We start from the raw sequence: 15,915 nt of genomic DNA, 5'->3' as shown, positions 1-15,915 counted from the left end.
GGTCAGCCTTTCGCCAGATAGACGAAGCGCAGCACGAAGAGCGCGGCGAGGACCACCAGCAGCCAGTCGCCCTTGCGCAGCTTGCCCGTCGCGGCCTTGAGGATCGCGTAGCTGGTGATGCCGAACGCCAGGCCGTTGGCGATCGAGAAGGTCAGTGGGATGGTGATCACCGTCAGGAAGGCCGGGATGGCCACCGTCGGGTCGTTCCAATCGACCTCGGCCAGCGAGCCGATCATCAGCGCCCCCACCAGCACCAGGGCCGGGGCCGTGGCGGCGGCGGGGATGGCCTGGACCAGCGGGGCGAAGAACAGGGTGATCAGGAACAAGATCCCGACCACCACGGCCGTCAGGCCGGTGCGGCCGCCGGCGGTGACGCCCGAGGCGCTCTCGATGTAGCTGCACACCGTGCTGGTGCCGGCCGCGGCCCCGATCATGGTGGCGGCCGAGTCGGCGGTGAGGATGCGGTTGAGGCGCGGGATCGTGCCGTCGGGCTGGACGAGGCCGGCCTTCTTGGTGACGGCGACCAGGGTGCCGACATTGTCGAAGAGGTCGACGAACAGGAAGACGAAGATGATCTCGAGCAGGGCGACGCCCATGCCGCCGCGCAGATGCAGGGCGGCGCCCACGTCCATCTTCAGGAAGGTGGCCGAAAGATCCGTCAGGCTATAGGCGCCGGGCGTGAACTTCGACAGGCCCAGCAGCCAGCCGGCGATGGCGGCCAGCAGGATGCCGATCAGGATCGCGCCCTTCACGCGCCAGGCCTGCAGGGCGGCGATGACGACGAGGCCGATCAGGGCCAGGGCCGCCGTCGGGGTGGTCAGGTCGCCCAGGGCCACGGCCGTGGCCGGGTTGGCGACGATGACGCCGGCGTCCTTCAGGCCGATGAAGGCGATGAAGAGACCCACCCCGGCCGCGACGGCGGAGAACAGCGGCCGGGGGATGGCGGCCACGATCATCTGGCGGATGCCGGCGACGGTAAGGATCAGGAAGGCCACGCCCGAGATGAACACGCAGCCGAGCGCGGTCTCCCACGGCACGCCCATGCCCTTGACCACGGTGTAGGTGAAGTAGGCGTTGAGGCCCATGCCGGGGGCCAGGGCCAGCGGGTAGTTGGCGATCAGCCCCATCAGGATCGAGCCGAGGCCGGCGGCCAGGCAGGTGGCGGCGGCGACGGCGGCCACCGGCATGCCAGCCTCGCCCAGGATCGCCGGATTGACCACGACGATATAGGCCATGGTCATGAAGGTGGTCAGGCCCGCCAGCACCTCGGTGCGGACGTTGGTTCCCTGGGCCTTCAGGTGGAAGAGGCGTTCGAGCATGACTTATCGGCTCCCAGCCGGAGTAGGCAGGGCGCGCGCGTAGCGGTCCCAGTGCTTGACGAGGTCGCGGGCGACGACGCCCCCGACGAGGAATTCGGCTTCGAAGCCGGCCTTGGCCCCGTCGTCGTGCAGCACGCGCGGGAAGGTCGGCTCACCCAGGGGCGGGCGGGTGTAGTTGCTGGCCGTGCGCAGCACCAGCACCCGGCGCCGGTCGATGCGGCCGCTGTCGGCATGGGCGTCGAGCACGTCGAGGATCCCCTGGTCTTCGCAGTCGCTCATGGTGAAGGTCCCCGCGCCGTCGGTCCAGAGCTTGACCCAGTCGCGCGCCCACTGGGTGCGCTGGGTTCCGTGCCAGAACCGCACCGTGCCCAGGGCGTCGCCTTGCAGCACGAACGGCGGGCGGGCCGCATTGGGCTCCTTCACATAGCCGGCGCGCAGTTTCACCAGATCCGGATTGTCGGGCAGCTTGACGTCCTTGGTCAGGGCGTAGGCCCAGTCGACCAGGCCCTTGTCGAGCGTCCAGGCCATGGCGCTGGAGCCCTCGGCCTTGCCCTTCACGTTCGGACGGTCGGCGTCGTTGGAATAGAGGCCGTAGGGCCAGTCGGCCGGGATCTCGCGGTCGTCGACCTCGTAGATCGGGTCGGCGTCGACGACGTAGCGGGCCCAAGCGGCGCTGCCGACCGAGGCCGAGGCCGGATCGACGCCGGCGATGCCGCTGACGATCCAGTAGGCGTGCGAGAGGTCGAACTGGTCTGACAGGATCAGCGCCGCGACGCTTTCGCGCGTGCGGCCGCGCATGTCGCTGACGATGGCCAGCACGCCGTCGTCGGAATAGCGGGCGACGTGGCGGATACCCGGCACCTTGATCTCACGCTTCAGCGGCCAGCCCTCGACCCAGGGCTGGAACTCGCCGGCGACGTCGCCCGTATCGGCCCCGATCTCGAAGGTGGTGACGACCACGACCTTGATCGGGATCGGCTTGGCGGCCGCCTGGGCCAGCCCTGGCGCGCTCGCACCCAGGAGGACCGTCCCCAAAATGGTCGCCAAAGCGACCAATGTTCTTAGAATCCAAGCCCTCATGCCTGCCCCGCTTACTTAAAACGGCGCGAAAGTCGTCGGAACCGGCGGACGATGCAACAGGCTGGACGTCGGCCCTTCCGGCGTCGGCGCGCGCGAGGCTAGGGTGCCGCCGAATCGACCATCGGAAGCCTCCCCCCATGCGTATCGTCTCGACCGCCCTCGCCTGCGCTCTTCTGCTGACGCCGATCGGCGCGAACGCCGCCGAGCGCCTGGACGCCGCGCCGCGCACGGCCGTGGTCAGCGCCTTCCCGCCGGAGATGGCGGCGCTGGAGGCGGCGACCGCCGACAAGCACGAGTATGTCGCCGCCGGCACGCGCTACGTGACCGGCAAGCTGGAGGGCAAGCCGGTGGTGCTGTTACTGTCGGGGATCAGCATGGTCAATGCGGCCATGACCACCCAAGCGGCCCTCGATCGCTTCCATGTCGTCCGCATCGTGTTCTCCGGCGTGGCCGGCGGGGCCGATCCAGAACTCGAGGTCGGCGACGTGGTGGCGCCGGAGACCTGGGCCCAGACCTCCGAGATGGCCTATGCCCGCGAGGTTCCGGGCGGCTTCGCCCCGACGCCCGGCCTGGTCAGCGACCTGCCCAATTTCGGCATGATGCATCCGCGCGCCGTGACGGTGAACCAGGACCCGGCCAAGGCGGAAGACAAGCTCTCCTTCGCCGCCGATCCGGCCCTGATCGCCCTGGCGCGCCAGTCGGTCGAAGGCCTGGCCCTGAAGCGCTGCGCCGCCGACCAGTGCCTGACCAAGCCGCCCAAGGTGGTGGTCGGCGGGGCCGGCGGCTCGGGCCCGGTGTTCGTCGACAACGCCGCCTTCCGCGACTACGCCCACAAGACCTTCGGCGCCCGGGTGCTCGACATGGAGAGCGCCGCCGTGGCCCAGGTGGCCTATGTCAACAAGACCCCGTTCATCGCCTTCCGCAGCCTGTCGGACCTGGCTGGCGGCGACCCGGCGACCAACCAGTTCCCGGTGTTCCTGCGCCTGGCGGCGGATAACTCCGCGACGGTGGTGCGGGCGTTTGTCAGGGCGTTGCCCTGACGACGAACCTCTGCCAACCCAAATCCACCTCTCCCATAGGGAGAGGGAGGGGCCCATGCGCAGCATGGGAGGGTGAGGGGTTTCGGACTTTCCGGACAGGGCAGGGTCAAAAGGGGACGAGACGGCAGACGTCTTACCCCCTCACCCTCCCACGCCTTCGGCGCGGGCCCCTCCCTCTCCCCATGGGAGAGGTTTTCCGTAGGCGGTCTCAGGTCTTCAGCGGATCCTTGGCGTTCGGATCGCCGTAGGTCAGCGACACGAACACGTCCTCCAGGTCCGGATCCTCCGTCGCGATGTCCTTGATCGACACGCCGGCGCCGCGCACGGCGGCCAGCACGTGCTCGACGCTCGACTGGCCCGTGCGGTAGCTGACCGAGAAGGCCCCGCCGGCGCGGCCCTTGGTGTCGAAGCCTTCCAGCGCCGGCGGCGTCGCCAGCGGGCTCTCGGGGGTCACCACCACGTTGCGGATGTCCATCCGGCCCAGCAGCGTCGGGGTCGGCTCGCAGACCACCACCTCGCCGCGGTTGACGATGGCGATCTGGTCGCAGAGCTCCTGAGCCTCTTCCAGATAGTGGGTGGTCAGCACGATGGTCACGCCCAGCTCGTGCAGGCCCTTCACATATTCCCACAGCTGGCGGCGCAGCTCGACGTCGACGCCGGCGGTCGGCTCGTCGAGGATCAGCACCGGCGGCTGGTGGACCATGGCTTTCGCCACCATCAGCCGGCGCTTCATGCCGCCCGACAGCTGGCGGACGTAAGCATTCGCCTTGTCGCCCAGGCCCAGGGCGTTGAGCAGCTCGTCGGTGCGGCGCTCGTTCTTGGGCACGCCGTAATAGCCGGCCTGCACCTCCAGCGACTCGCGCGGGGTGAAGAAGACGTCGGCGGCCAGTTCCTGCGGCACCACGCCGATGGCGGCGCGGGCGTCGCGGGGGCGCTCGTCGATGTCGCGGCCCCAGATCCGCACCGTGCCCGACGACTTGCGGGTCAGGCCGGCCAGGATGTTGATGAAGGTCGATTTTCCAGCCCCGTTCGGACCCAGCAGGCCGAAGATCGAGCCGCGCGGCACCTTCAGGTCGATGCCGTTCAGCGCCCGCTTCTCCGGCGCGGTCTTGGTGGCGGGATAGGTCTTGAACAGGCCCTCGGCTTCGATCGCGTAGGCAGGCAGGTCCATGAAGCGTCCAATCAAGGCCCGTCGCGGGGCCGAAGGCTTTGAAAACGAAGGCGCGGCGCCTTGCCCGAATTGACGCGGCGCCGACGCGTCGCATAGGTATGCCTCGTTCGCCGCCTAGCCAAGGCCGCGCTCAGAATTCGAAGGTTAGTTCCCATGGCCAAGGCCAAGTCCGAAGCTCCGACCGCCCCCACGGGCATGGACGTCGCTGTCACCGCCGGCCCGGCCCCGGAAATCGTCCACGTCCATTCGCACCGCATCGCCTGCGACGGCGTCGGCGGCGCGCTGGGCCACCCGCGCGTGTGGCTGGAGATGGGCGCGGCCGGCTCGGTCGACTGCCCCTATTGCGACCGCCGCTTCATCGCCGCCTCGCACGCCGGCCACGACGAGGACGAGCAGCTCGCCCCCGGCGTCTACGAAGGCCCCGGCGGCCACTAAGTTGGACGACTCCAGCCTCTCCGGCCCTCGCGCCGAGACCCTCGCCCAGGCCTGGGAAGCGGCCGAGTGGCCGCACGACCCGCCGGTCCTGCGCGCCATCGCCATGCCGTCGGACACCAACCCCGAAGGCGACATCTTCGGCGGCTGGCTGCTGTCGCAGATGGACCTGGCGGCGGCCTCGATCGCCTTCCACCGCGCCGCCGGCCGCTGCGCCACCATCGCCGTCGACGGCATGGTGTTCATCAGCCCGGTGTTCGTCGGCGACGAGGTGAGTCTCTTCGCCCGCATCGTCCACACGGGGCGCACCTCGCTGAAGGTCGAGGTCGAAGCCTGGCGCCGCCGCCGCGACGGCGAAAAGGCCCACAAGGTGACCCAAGGCGTGTTCACGTTCGTCGCCATCGGCGAAGACCGCAAGCCGAGGCCGCTGCCTTAAGGCGGATCGGGGGATGCTCCCCCTCTGGGGGAGCTGTCGCGTAGCGACTGAGGGGGTCCAGCGCCGGCGCGGGGGGGGGGGGGGGGGGGGGGGGGGGGGGGGGGGGTCCAGCGCCGGCGCTACCCCCTCCGGCCCTCCGGGCCACCTCCCCCAAAGGGGGAGGATTTGCCGGACTATTCCAACCCCTTCGCCACGCCTTCGCGACGCGGATCCGCGCCGCCTTCCAGCACGCCGCCTTTGCGCACGATCACCCCGTGCAGGCCCGAATTCTCGTTCTGGCCTTCCTTGACCAGCACGCCGCGCGCTTGCAGCGCCGCCGTCAGCTCCGGCCCGAAGCGGTCGACCTCGCCCGAGAACACGTCGCCCCGCGCCACCAGGTTGGGCAGGGCCACGGCGTCCTGCATCGACAGGCCCCAATCGAACACCCCGACCATGGCCTTGAGGTTATAGGACAGGATCGCCGAGCCGCCCGGCGAGCCGACGGCGGCCAGGAACTTGCCCTTCTTGTCCAGGACGATCAGCGGCGACATCGACGAGCGCGGGCGCTTGCCCCCGGCCACGGCGTTGGCGCCGGGCAGGCCGTCCTTGTCGATCGGCGCGAAGTTGAAGTCGGTCAGCTGGTTGTTGAGGAAGAAGCCGCCGACCATCCGGCCCGAGCCGAAGATGCTCTCGACCGTGGTGGTCATCGACACCACGTTCCCCGCCGGATCGACGATGACGAAGTGGGTGGTGCCGCCCGGCTCGATGGTCGAGTCCGGGCCGACCTTCGGCGCGCCCTTGGGCAGGCCGAAGGTGGGGACCGGGCCGGCCGTCTCGCCGATCAACTTGGCGCGTTCCTTGACGTAGGCCGGGTCCAGCAGGCCCTCGACCGGCACGCTCACCTTGCCCGGATCGCCGACATAGCGGTCGCGGTCGGCGTACATGACGCGTTCGGCCTCGGCGATCTGGGTCCAGGCGATCGGGTCCTTGGGGCCGCGCTTGTCGATGTCGGTGTGCTCGAGCATCAGCAGGGCCTGTAGCAGCGACACCCCGCTCGACGACGGGTTGGGCACGCAGACGGTATAGACCTTCCACGGCCGGCAGAGGGCGTCGGCGCTGCGCGGCTTGTAGGTCTTCAGATCCGCCAGGGTCATGGCCGAGGGCCGCTCGCCCTCGTGCAGCTTGGCGACGATCGCCTCGGCCAGCGGGCCTTCATAGAGGGCCGACGGCCCCTCGGCGGCCAGGCGGCGCACCGTGGCGGCGTAGGCCGGGTTCTTCAGCGTCTCGCCGGCCTGGTAGCGCTGGCCGTCGGGCTTGGTGAAATAGGCCGTGGCGTCGGGCGTCTTTCCCTGGGGCGAGCGGCCGTTGATCATCGAGGCCAGGCGCGGGCTGACCGTGAAGCCCTGGTCGGCCAGCTTTTCGGCGTCGAGGAACAGGCGGTCCCAGGCGATGGCGCCGTGCTCCTTCTGGGCCTGGGCCAGCATGCCGACCGCGCCGGGCACGCCGGTCGAGCGCCCCGACAGCACCGCCGAGATGAACGGCACGGGCTTGCCGTCGTCGCCCAGGAACAGGGCCGGCGTCGCGGCGGCGGGCGCGGTCTCGCGGCCGTCATAGGCCGTCACCTTGCCGGTCTTGGCGTCGTAGACCACCAGGAACGAGCCGCCGCCAAGGCCCGAGCTCTGCGGCTCGACCAGGCCCAGCACCGCCTGCACGGCCACCGCCGCATCGACGGCCGAGCCGCCTTCGCGCAGCACCCGCAGGCCCGCCTCGGTGGCCAGCGGATTGGCCGTGGCGACCATGCCGCGCGGGCTGTAGGCGGCCGCGGCGCCAACCGTGCTCTGAGCCGTGACCGCGGCCGGCCTGTCCTTGGCCACCGCCGCCGGCGTCGCGCAGCCGGCGATCCCTCCGCAAGCGGTCAGGACGGCGAGGGCGGCGAGAACGGGCAGGCGCATGGGCGGATCCTCGGAACGGAGCGCGGAACAGGTCCTGGCGAGCGGCTTCAAAGCCGACTCCCGGGACGGAGATTCGACGAACCATGCCTCCGCCGCCGCCAGCGCGCTCGCAAAAAACACCGCCCGGCATGCCTGCGACATCTTTTCCGACCGTTGAAACCTTTACAGCACAAGGAGTCGCCCACTTATCCACCGGACTCGGCGACTTTTTTCGACAAGACGCTTGCACACCCCCGGGGTCCGGGCTATTTCCCCCGCCTCGCCGCAAGGCAGTGCGCGCCCGTAGCTCAGCTGGATAGAGCATCAGACTACGAATCTGAGGGTCGGACGTTCGAATCGTTCCGGGCGCGCCATTTTCTCCAAGAAAATCAATGACTTATCGGGGTTCGGCGCTAGCGCCCCCGACTAATTTTGCGTTTTAGTCGGGGCTTTAGTCGGGGGATTTTCTCGGCTTCGGGGCCTGCCCTTGCAAACCGGGTGGGGTTCGGCCTTGGAATGGGGTCTCCAAACTGTTGGAGTGACCGCTTGTCAGCACTCCGGGACGGCCCGCATGCCCAAGATGACCGACCCGGCAGATGCTCTGGTGTCCCTCCAGCACGTCCTCCCCCTCGGTGGCGTGCCAATTCAGCGCTGCGATCTCGACCGAGATCTCTATGTGGTGATGGACGAGCCTGCCCCGCATGTCGTTCGGATGACATATGTCCGCCTTGAGGGCGCGATCATTACGGCGATGGTCTCCGCCGCCAGCTGCGGGTTCATTGACGGTCGTCCAGGCTTCCAGCTCGGCTACGCCGTGCCACCGGCCTATCGTGGCCAAGGGCGAGCCAAGGACGTGGTCCAGGCGGCGATCAGGGAGATGGCCAATGGCTATGGTCGCGCAGGCATTCTACCGATCATCGTCGAAGCGGTCGTCGGCGTCGAAAACGAAGCCTCCAGACGGGTGGCCGCTGCCGTCCTGAAGTCCGATGCCGAGTTGATCACCGACGCTGTTTCGGGCTTGCCGGCGTATCGGTTCGTTCACCGGATTGCGTGATTGCGGACTTGGGCCGTTCAAGCGAGTGGGCGGTTAAGGCGATCCTGATCCCCTGGCGCCTGTTGCTTGGGAGCCCAGTCCAGAAACGTCACCGCGCCGGCCTTCTTAAAATCCTTGGCGTGCTGTTTGACCTGGGTCAGCGTGACGACATGGCGTTTCAGAACCTTGGGCCAGAGATTGCCCCACATCGCCGCGCCCGGCGCTGGTGGCACAAGGGCGTGTAGAAGTTGACCCGCCAAGCGCGCTTCGTCTGCAAGGAACGCAGCCGACGGGTCAGGCGCCATTTCGCTGAATGACCCAAACATCTCAGTCTGGTCCCTCGCGGCCGCTGCCACATTCAACTTCGTGACGCCACGGATCAGGTCCTGTTGTTGGAGGGCCTTGACCTGACAGCCCCTAAAGACCTCGATGCCCTTCGGTTTCCGGGTAGCATACACTAGGCAGTAGAGCGGACGGTCTTTCAGCGGCCGCAGGACAGTGGTTTCGGCGACGTATGGATACCGACCGAGTTGGCCAAGCGTGGCAGCGAAGGCGTCAACGAGCACGGTCTTCCGATGTTCGGCTTCGGTTACGCCGGCTGGCCGGGGCTCAATCAGCCGGTCGCGCCAAGTTGGATCGATTATCAACTCATCCAGACTGGCGGCGACGCCGGGGGCCTGAATCGACGCCGCGCGGTTGATGAAGTCGAACATGAAATTGAAAACGACCTCGGTGTTCGGTCGCCTGAGGAGTTCTGCGATCCGCCTCATGTCGATCCGCCAGCCTTTTGGATCAATGAAAAGGAAGGCAAAGGCTCGCGAAGGGATGTCGCGCAGAATCGTCGGGGCCTGGTCGATGAACGATCCCGGATAGGTTTTGATCTCCACCTCGGGGAAGTTCGCCGTAGCGGCCCGAAGGTTGGCGTAGGCGGCGGGGTTCTTCTCGACGAGGTAGGCCGTCATGCGGACATTTCGCCCGTGGGCACGCCAGCTAGCCTTGGCCTTGGTGAGCGCTTTCAGAGCGATACCGAACGACGTGTCGCTGAAATGCTCGTCGGAGTTCTGCCAAGGGCCGGAAAAGCCGTCGACATAGGCGACCTCGTCCCATGTGCTGGCGACCTTATGGGCCCAGCTCTCCAGGTACTCGCTGAGCAGGAAGTGTTTCACATAGGCCTGCTCACGACCCTGGTAGTGCTTCAGCTCTCCGATCACGGTGATCTCGACCCTAGAGGTCGCCAGCGCGCGACCAGACACCCACCATTGCAAAGCGCGTATCAGTGGTCGAGAAATTCTATCGAAGGTGGAGCTGGGGACGACCGCGACTGTCACAGCGCAAGGCGATCCTTGTCCCCTGAAGCGTGACTGAAGCAATCATGGTTAACGTGATGTTTGCTTCTTGGAGTTGACTGTCCGCCCGACGAAACGCCTCCCGGGCGCGAAGGAAGAGTTGAGCCATGGCCGAAACCCAGATCGAGTGGACCGACGCCACCTGGAATCCGGTGGCCGGCTGCTCCATCGTCACCGCAGGCTGCACCAACTGCTACGCCATGCAGATGGCGCGCCGCCTCGAAGCCATGGGCGTGCCCAAATACGAGGGCCTCACCCGCAAGAGCGGCAAGCGCGCGATCTGGAACGGAGTGGTGCGGGAAGATCGCACCGCGCTCTCCATCCCCTACAGCTGGCGCAAGCCCAGGAAGATCTTCGTCAACTCGATGAGCGACCTCTTCCACGACGACGTCAGCGAGGCGTTCATCGTCGATGTCTGGCGGGTGATGCGGGAGACCCCGCACCACAACTACCAAATCCTCACCAAGCGTCCCGAACGCATGGCTGAAGTGGTCACGCGCGCTATTCCCGACATTCTGCCCAACGTCTGGCTGGGCACCAGCGTCGAGAACGCTGATGTCGTCGGCCGGATCGACCATCTGCGCGCTGTGCCCGCCGCAATCCGCTTCATCTCGTTCGAGCCGCTGATCGGGCCGGTCGGGGACGTCGATCTCACCGATATCCATTGGGCGATCGTTGGCGGAGAAAGCGGTTTGAACGCCCGCCCGATCCGCGAAGACTGGATCGACGAGATATACGCGCAATGCGATACCTTCAGCACAGCTTTCTTCTTTAAGCAGTGGGGCACTTGGGGCAAGGATAACAAGAAGCGTTCCAAGAAGGCCAACGGGCGCGAGTACCGCGGCCGGACCTGGAACGAGATGCCCGCGACCTTGGACATCTAGCCGGGGCCGCGCCAAGGGGGAGCGGGGATTGGTCGAAAAGGCGTATGACTGGGCGGCTGGCGCGGTGCTCGACGAGCACAGCCACCGCAAGCACAAGATTCTACGCGAATACTTTTTTCAGTACCTGACCGTGCGCTGCGTGAACCCTCAGCAGAGCAAGTTCCGTCTTGCGGTCGTGGACGGGTTTTCCGGTGGTGGGCGCTACGCCTGCGGCGCCGCCGGTTCGCCGATCATCTTTATCGAGGAGCTGCAGCGCGCCCTCGATGCGGTCAACACGCGCCGCGCCGTCCAAGGGCTCGGGACGATAGAGATCGAGTGTCTCCTGATCTTCAACGACGCCAAGCCCGACGTCACGGAGATGCTGAAAACCTACTGTGCGCCTTTGCTGGCTGCGGTGAAGGATACCTGCCCCAAGCTGCACCTGAGCGTGGCTTATTTCAGCCAACCGTTCGAGGACGCCTACCCGGCGATAAGGGACCTCTTGGCAGGGCGCTTTCAAAACGTCCTGTGGAACCTCGACCAGTGCGGTCACAAGCGCGTCGCGTTCACCACGCTCAGCGAAATCATGCGGTCCACCAAGTCCGTGGAGGTCTTCTACACCTTCGCGATCGACACCTTGCTGACCTTCCTGAGCCGCACTGATCCAGGCCTGATGAAGCGGCAGGTCCGACACCTGGGCGTCGATCCCGCCGATTTGCGCGCCATCGATGGCATTGTCAGCAATGAAGCTTGGCTGGGCGCGGCCGAGCGTATCGTCTTCGAGTCGTTCCACACCACCGCGCCCTATGTCAGCCCCTTCTCGATCGCCAACCCCAAGGGCTGGCGCTATTGGCTCATCCACTTCGCCAACAACTATCGGGCCCGCCAAGTCTATAACGACGTCCTGCACGAGAACGGCGCGCAGGCGCATTTCGGCCTGCCCGGCCTCGACATGCTGGCCTACGATCCGGCCAAGGAAGGTATGATCTACCTGTTCGAGGACGAACATCGCGGCAAGGCTCGCGAGAAGCTGATCTACGACATCCCTAAACTCGTTGCGGGCGTGGGCGACGCTATGCTCGTGGGGGACTTCTACGCAGCGGCGTACAGCGCCACGCCGGCCCACAAGGACGACATCCACAGCGCTATGCTCGACAGCGAGGATTTGCAGGTCGTAACGCCGGCCGGCGGTGTGCGCCGCCGGGGCAAGCAGATCGTTCCAGGCGACACCCTGAAGTTCAAAACCCAGCGCTCGTTCTTCTCTATGTTCGGCGAAAAGCCGATACGCTGATCGCCCGCGGCGCTCGGCGCATTTCTTGTGCGCTAGCTCCCTTCGGGTTAGGGTGCGTGCAGGCTCTCGGTAGGAGCCCGCCGCCCGTCAGCGCGAAGCCTCACCTGGCACTACCTAGATTGATCCCTGACCCTGATCGTTTTGTTCGGGCTCTCGGGGCGGTTGACGGGCGACGCTTCGTTTCGGGCCAGGAGCACAACGATGACCGGTCTTCAGACCTCTACTTTCACCCCCACCACCCTCGACGGCATCAAGCGGCTGGCCAAGCGCATCCGCGCACAGCAGGGCTTGCAGCACGCTCGCGCCCTCGACCAGGCCGCCGTCCAATCCGGATTCAACAACTGGATCGACGCCACGCGACGCCTCCCAGTCCGTCCGCCGTCGGCGGGTCCGCGCAAGCCGCTCGCCCAACCCGGCTACGAGGTGCGGATCACGATCGGCTGGCGTGATCGCGAAGCGCGGCAGACGGGCGTTGAGTCCCTCAGCGTGCGCTTGAGCCGCCCTCTGCTGGAGGCCGTCAGCCCGAGCCAAATGCGCATCGCCGATCGCCTCGGCCACCTGCGCATCATCGGCGACAACCACTTGGCCGCCCGCGATCTGGGCCACTCCCAACAGGCCGCGCGCTGGGCCATCTGCCAGGCGCTGCGCACCTTGCAGTTCATCGACGTCACGGGCCTGCGCCCCTCCACCAGCCGCTATCGCGCCTATCCCAACGGGGCCTATCGCGCCGAGGCGCCGGGCGTGGATCACCCCACCACCTGGTACGACCCCAAGGCCAAGGCCTATCTGATTGCCGACGAGCCCTACCCGATGTCGGACAGCAGGCTGCAAGAGCGGGCGGCGTGGGCTGACGAACACGGCTTCATCATCGCTAAGGCTGATCGTTGGGGGATGTACCGGCCGGATGGCGGTGTCGAGTTCTACCTGATCACCGATGGCCGCAAGGGCTACGATCCCTCGCCGCTGATCGCCGCCGTCAACGCCTTGGGCGCGCCGATCAGCGAGGCACCCTGGTCGGGCACGTCGTCGGCCTTCGACGCCGCCATGCTCCAGCCTCAACGTAGCACTTAGTTTCTGCTCTCGCCGGAGGCGGCGAGCCTTCTTGGTGGCGCCGTCGCCGGCTAGCCGGAGGCGGCGTCTTCTTGCGCGGCAGCGTTGACGATGGTTTCCACGGCCTTGATCAGCGAAAGCAGCTCCTCGCCCTGGAACTCCGACCACGCCAGAGAAACAGCCAGACTCTGCTGCTCGAAGTCCAGCGTTTGCGCCACCGCTGGGGTCAGAAGCTCGCGGCTGTAGAGGGTGGAGTGCTGCTGGCCCATCGGCTTGACCAGACCCTTGAAGATCTCCGGACGATCGGCGGCGGCCTTATAAATCCTACGTCGCAACTCCGCTTCCAGCGGTCCCAACACCAAGATTACATGCACTCGCCCAGTGGTCGGATTGACCTTGATCTCGAACATCAGGCCCCGGCCGCTGCGCGTCCAGAGCGACCGGCTGCAGCGCGCCGCAGGGAGATCGCTGTCCCATCGGGCCGGCAGGAAGCGGAAGATGGTCATCGATGAGCGATCCTCGACCAGGCCCTCGATGCCCAGCACCCGCGACTTCAGGGCGTCGAGCAGGCCTTGCGGCGCGGGACGGACCTCGAAGACAAAGTCGAACGCCTCGCGATGGCGCTCGTAGAGCCGAAGCGCGAGGGTCTTGAGTTCTTCGTCGGGCACGACGTGTCTCCGCAGCATTTCGACGTAGTGGGACAGGATCAGCCGGGGTTCGGCGGCGACGCTGTCATGGCGCGAAAGGTCGTCCAGAACTTCGGCGAGCCGGCGGTAACTGAACGGCACATAGCCCTCGCAGTCCGGCTCGACGCGGTCGGGCGTCAAGAAGATCAGGAGGTGTTTTCGGGTGGGGAAGCGTCGCTGAAGGGTTTCCTTGTAGCGCTGCAGTTGGCCCTCGCCGGCGCCAGAGCCGACCTTGTTCTCGATCAGCACCATCAGATTCAACGAGGCGATCTCGATCAGCAGGTCGATATTCTCCCGCTCGCGATGAACGACCGCGTCGTCGAGGTCGGCGAGCGCCAGTTCCAGCGGGCGGATCGGCCTGAATTCAGGCGGAACCTCCTCCAAGATCGCGCGAAGCGTCTTTTCAAGCGCTAAGGGGCCAAGGCCATGAGCCCTCGCTGGCGTAAACAGGAAGCCCAGGAAATTGGAGTGGCGCAACTCGGCGCGAACACCGCCCATCGCCTCGAAGAGATTGAACCGCCCGAGCATCGCATCGAGGCGGTGAAACCCGTCATCGTCGACCAGATAATTGAGCGCGTTTTCGATTTCAGGATCAGGCAGCGCACGCCTCCCAAGCTTGGCCTAATGGACCTTAGCGGCTGAACGATCGCGGCTCTAGCTGCGGTCGAACCGCACCTTCTCGTCCCCGCTCATCGAGGCAGAAAAGCCAGCCGAGCGCCAAGCCGCCGTCTGTACGCCAGGCGTGGTGTGCCCGTCGGCGTTCGACCACCATTGCGGGCGCTGGGCGCTCTTGGGGAGCATGGCGCCGATCAGGCGCTCGATCTCGGAGAAGGTCAGTTCGACACGGCTCGCCTTCTGGCGGGCGAGGTAACGTCTGAGCGGTTCGTACTTGGCCATCGATGCACCTTGCGCACCAGGACCCCGTTCGCAAGATCGATCGGCCGCGGCGTCACCTGGGCGCAGGCGTTGCGGGCGAAGCGCCTGCGCTAGGTTATGAGGATGAAGGTCAAGGCGACCAAGAAGACCATCGCGCCGGCGACGCCCAAGGCCGCCGGCCAGGACAGGCTGACGCCGAGCTTGTCGGCGTGGATCCGCCGTCCCCGCGCGGCTTCGGCTGCCGCTAGCCGTTCACTGGTCGCGAGCATTGTCGCAGAGGTCTGATCAAGTCTGGTCTGTAGTTCTTCGGCGCGAAGGCGCGTCTGGCCGAGCGCTTCACGATCCTGCCGGCGACTATTGGCCTGGGTCACGCCGCGCGCAATCGCCAGGCCCAAGATTGATGGCGTGGCGAAGCAGTCGTCAGCGTGCTTGTCGATCAGGAACACGTCGTCCCCGTGTCCCTGGGCGCTGTAGAACGGTCGTCCAAGCCCAATCAGGGCCTGGGTCAGTCGCGGCGAATTGGCCGTCAGCTCAAGGCCGGCCCCGCCGCCGCGCGCAAGCGCCACCGCCTCGGCGCCGTCGGCGACAGCCTGTCGCGCGGCCTCGATGATCGAGGTTTCGTCGTCGAAACGGGCTCGGACGATCCGCGGACGCTGGATCAGGCCGGCCTCGGTGAAGGCCTGCTGAATATCGGCCTCGGCCTTTCCCGACACCAGAACCGTCAACCGGTCGGGAAGATAGGTGTCCAGGAAGTCCTCGAGCGGCAAGCGGTCGGCTCGAGCCGTCAGTTGCACCACCTCGCGATCGGCCGCGCCCGGCGACCAGGTCCCGGCCTTCTCGGCGATGAGTGTGACCTCGAACGCGCCGTTCCATCGATCACGACCAGCGGCCTTGGGCGGCTTTACCTCGAGACACGCCGACAGGATCACCGCCTCGCCTTCCGTAGGCGCGTTCATCGGATCGGTTTTGAAGCGGATCGACGCTGGTCCCAGCTGCAGGATTCCGTAGACATGCCGGGGCGCGCCGGTCGCGGGCCAGGCCCGGACGTCACGGGCGAAGCCCTTGATCAGAAAGACGCCGTGCTGACCGCTGACCTGCACCGAAGTCGATAGGATTTCGGGCGTGAGGATGGCTTGGGCCGCCATCGGGAACCGGTTGGTCATGTCATTCATCGACGCCACTCCGCTACCGCGCTCTACTCTAGCGGCTACTACGCATGGATGCGCGGGAGTAACCGAAGCGTGTCCAGACTTGGTTCGGATGGCGTTCACCCAACCGACCCGTAGACCCCCTGACGGGCCAGGTCGCGAAAACTCCTGGGACCTGGGGCGGCGAACTCACTTTTTTGCATGGCGGCCGCGCGGGGCGCGGCCGCGGGCTTG

Annotated in this window: 16 protein-coding genes and 1 tRNA gene; 9 read left to right on the top strand and 8 right to left on the bottom strand. The window is 66.7% G+C overall.

Annotation, left to right across the window (positions count from 1 at the left end):
• Positions 1-2 precede the first annotated feature (2 nt).
• Both AC07NG_RS21900 and AC07NG_RS21895 read right to left on the bottom strand, forming a co-directional pair.
• Entirely contained in the window at positions 3-1,319 is a 1,317-nt protein-coding gene (locus AC07NG_RS21900; RefSeq protein WP_494596314.1) for an NCS2 family permease, read from the bottom strand.
• Between the two features lie 3 nt (positions 1,320-1,322).
• Positions 1,323-2,399, bottom strand: a complete 1,077-nt coding sequence (locus AC07NG_RS21895) for a purine nucleoside permease (protein ID WP_494596312.1) — start codon at positions 2,397-2,399, stop codon at positions 1,323-1,325.
• Between the two features lie 137 nt (positions 2,400-2,536).
• On the opposite strand from AC07NG_RS21895, the gene AC07NG_RS21890 reads away from it, so the two are divergent.
• Positions 2,537-3,439, top strand: coding sequence for a 5'-methylthioadenosine/S-adenosylhomocysteine nucleosidase (locus AC07NG_RS21890; protein ID WP_494596310.1), 903 nt, complete (start codon positions 2,537-2,539; stop codon positions 3,437-3,439).
• A 208-nt stretch (positions 3,440-3,647) separates the two neighbouring features.
• Here the strand turns inward: AC07NG_RS21890 and AC07NG_RS21885 are convergent, their stop codons facing one another.
• Positions 3,648-4,610: an ABC transporter ATP-binding protein gene (locus AC07NG_RS21885; protein WP_487290677.1), complete on the bottom strand. Its 963-nt coding sequence runs from the start codon at positions 4,608-4,610 to the stop codon at positions 3,648-3,650.
• Between the two features lie 153 nt (positions 4,611-4,763).
• Here AC07NG_RS21885 and AC07NG_RS21880 point away from each other — a divergent pair, with 153 nt between their 5' ends.
• Together AC07NG_RS21880 and AC07NG_RS21875 are read left to right on the top strand one after the other, a co-directional pair.
• The gene (locus AC07NG_RS21880; RefSeq protein WP_110121667.1) at positions 4,764-5,045 is read left to right on the top strand and encodes a zinc-finger domain-containing protein; all 282 of its coding nucleotides are present in this window, start codon (positions 4,764-4,766) and stop codon (positions 5,043-5,045) included.
• A 1-nt stretch (position 5,046) separates the two neighbouring features.
• Positions 5,047-5,478, top strand: coding sequence for an acyl-CoA thioesterase (locus tag AC07NG_RS21875; protein ID WP_110121666.1), 432 nt, complete (start codon positions 5,047-5,049; stop codon positions 5,476-5,478).
• 173 nt (positions 5,479-5,651) lie between these two features.
• Here the strand turns inward: AC07NG_RS21875 and ggt are convergent, their stop codons facing one another.
• Positions 5,652-7,409 carry a gamma-glutamyltransferase gene (ggt, locus tag AC07NG_RS21870; protein WP_494596307.1) on the bottom strand — a complete coding sequence of 586 codons (1,758 nt, stop codon included), beginning with the start codon at positions 7,407-7,409 and terminating at the stop codon, positions 5,652-5,654.
• A 276-nt stretch (positions 7,410-7,685) separates the two neighbouring features.
• On the opposite strand from ggt, the gene AC07NG_RS21865 reads away from it, so the two are divergent.
• Positions 7,686-7,762, top strand: a tRNA-Arg gene (locus AC07NG_RS21865).
• A 197-nt stretch (positions 7,763-7,959) separates the two neighbouring features.
• Positions 7,960-8,442, top strand: coding sequence for a GNAT family N-acetyltransferase (locus tag AC07NG_RS21860; protein WP_492861736.1), 483 nt, complete (start codon positions 7,960-7,962; stop codon positions 8,440-8,442).
• Between the two features lie 17 nt (positions 8,443-8,459).
• Here the strand turns inward: AC07NG_RS21860 and tcmP are convergent, their stop codons facing one another.
• Positions 8,460-9,632 (bottom strand): three-Cys-motif partner protein TcmP, encoded by a 1,173-nt coding sequence (gene tcmP / locus AC07NG_RS21855; RefSeq protein ID WP_492861735.1) that lies wholly within the window; start codon positions 9,630-9,632, stop codon positions 8,460-8,462.
• A 242-nt stretch (positions 9,633-9,874) separates the two neighbouring features.
• Between tcmP and AC07NG_RS21850 the strand changes: the two genes are divergently transcribed.
• From AC07NG_RS21850 to AC07NG_RS21840, 3 genes are all read left to right on the top strand, one after another.
• The gene (locus AC07NG_RS21850) at positions 9,875-10,651 is read left to right on the top strand and encodes a DUF5131 family protein (RefSeq protein ID WP_492861734.1); all 777 of its coding nucleotides are present in this window, start codon (positions 9,875-9,877) and stop codon (positions 10,649-10,651) included.
• A 28-nt stretch (positions 10,652-10,679) separates the two neighbouring features.
• On the top strand, positions 10,680-11,921 hold the full coding sequence (locus AC07NG_RS21845; RefSeq protein ID WP_492861733.1) for a three-Cys-motif partner protein TcmP: 1,242 nt from the start codon (positions 10,680-10,682) through the stop codon (positions 11,919-11,921).
• A 201-nt stretch (positions 11,922-12,122) separates the two neighbouring features.
• Positions 12,123-12,992: a hypothetical protein gene (locus AC07NG_RS21840; RefSeq protein ID WP_492861732.1), complete on the top strand. Its 870-nt coding sequence runs from the start codon at positions 12,123-12,125 to the stop codon at positions 12,990-12,992.
• A 50-nt stretch (positions 12,993-13,042) separates the two neighbouring features.
• On the opposite strand, the gene AC07NG_RS21835 is transcribed toward AC07NG_RS21840, so the two are convergent.
• Entirely contained in the window at positions 13,043-14,155 is a 1,113-nt protein-coding gene (locus AC07NG_RS21835; RefSeq protein WP_494596347.1) for a PDDEXK-like family protein, read from the bottom strand.
• Here AC07NG_RS21835 and AC07NG_RS21830 point away from each other — a divergent pair.
• Positions 14,084-14,299 carry a hypothetical protein gene (locus tag AC07NG_RS21830; RefSeq protein WP_494596352.1) on the top strand — a complete coding sequence of 72 codons (216 nt, stop codon included), beginning with the start codon at positions 14,084-14,086 and terminating at the stop codon, positions 14,297-14,299. The two genes, AC07NG_RS21835 and AC07NG_RS21830, sit on opposite strands and share 72 nt — an antisense overlap.
• Before the next feature lie 12 nt (positions 14,300-14,311).
• Here AC07NG_RS21830 and AC07NG_RS21825 read toward each other — a convergent pair whose 3' ends face one another.
• Both AC07NG_RS21825 and AC07NG_RS21820 read right to left on the bottom strand, forming a co-directional pair.
• Entirely contained in the window at positions 14,312-14,554 is a 243-nt protein-coding gene (locus AC07NG_RS21825) for a DUF7662 domain-containing protein (RefSeq protein ID WP_492861730.1), read from the bottom strand.
• Between the two features lie 89 nt (positions 14,555-14,643).
• Complete coding sequence (locus AC07NG_RS21820; protein ID WP_492861729.1) at positions 14,644-15,696, bottom strand: hypothetical protein; 1,053 nt, start codon at positions 15,694-15,696, stop codon at positions 14,644-14,646.
• Between the last annotated feature and the right edge of the window lie 219 nt (positions 15,697-15,915).

It is taken from the genome of Caulobacter sp. GW821-FHT10C03 (assembly GCF_059415485.1).
This window is presented reverse-complemented; position numbering and strand designations above follow the sequence as displayed.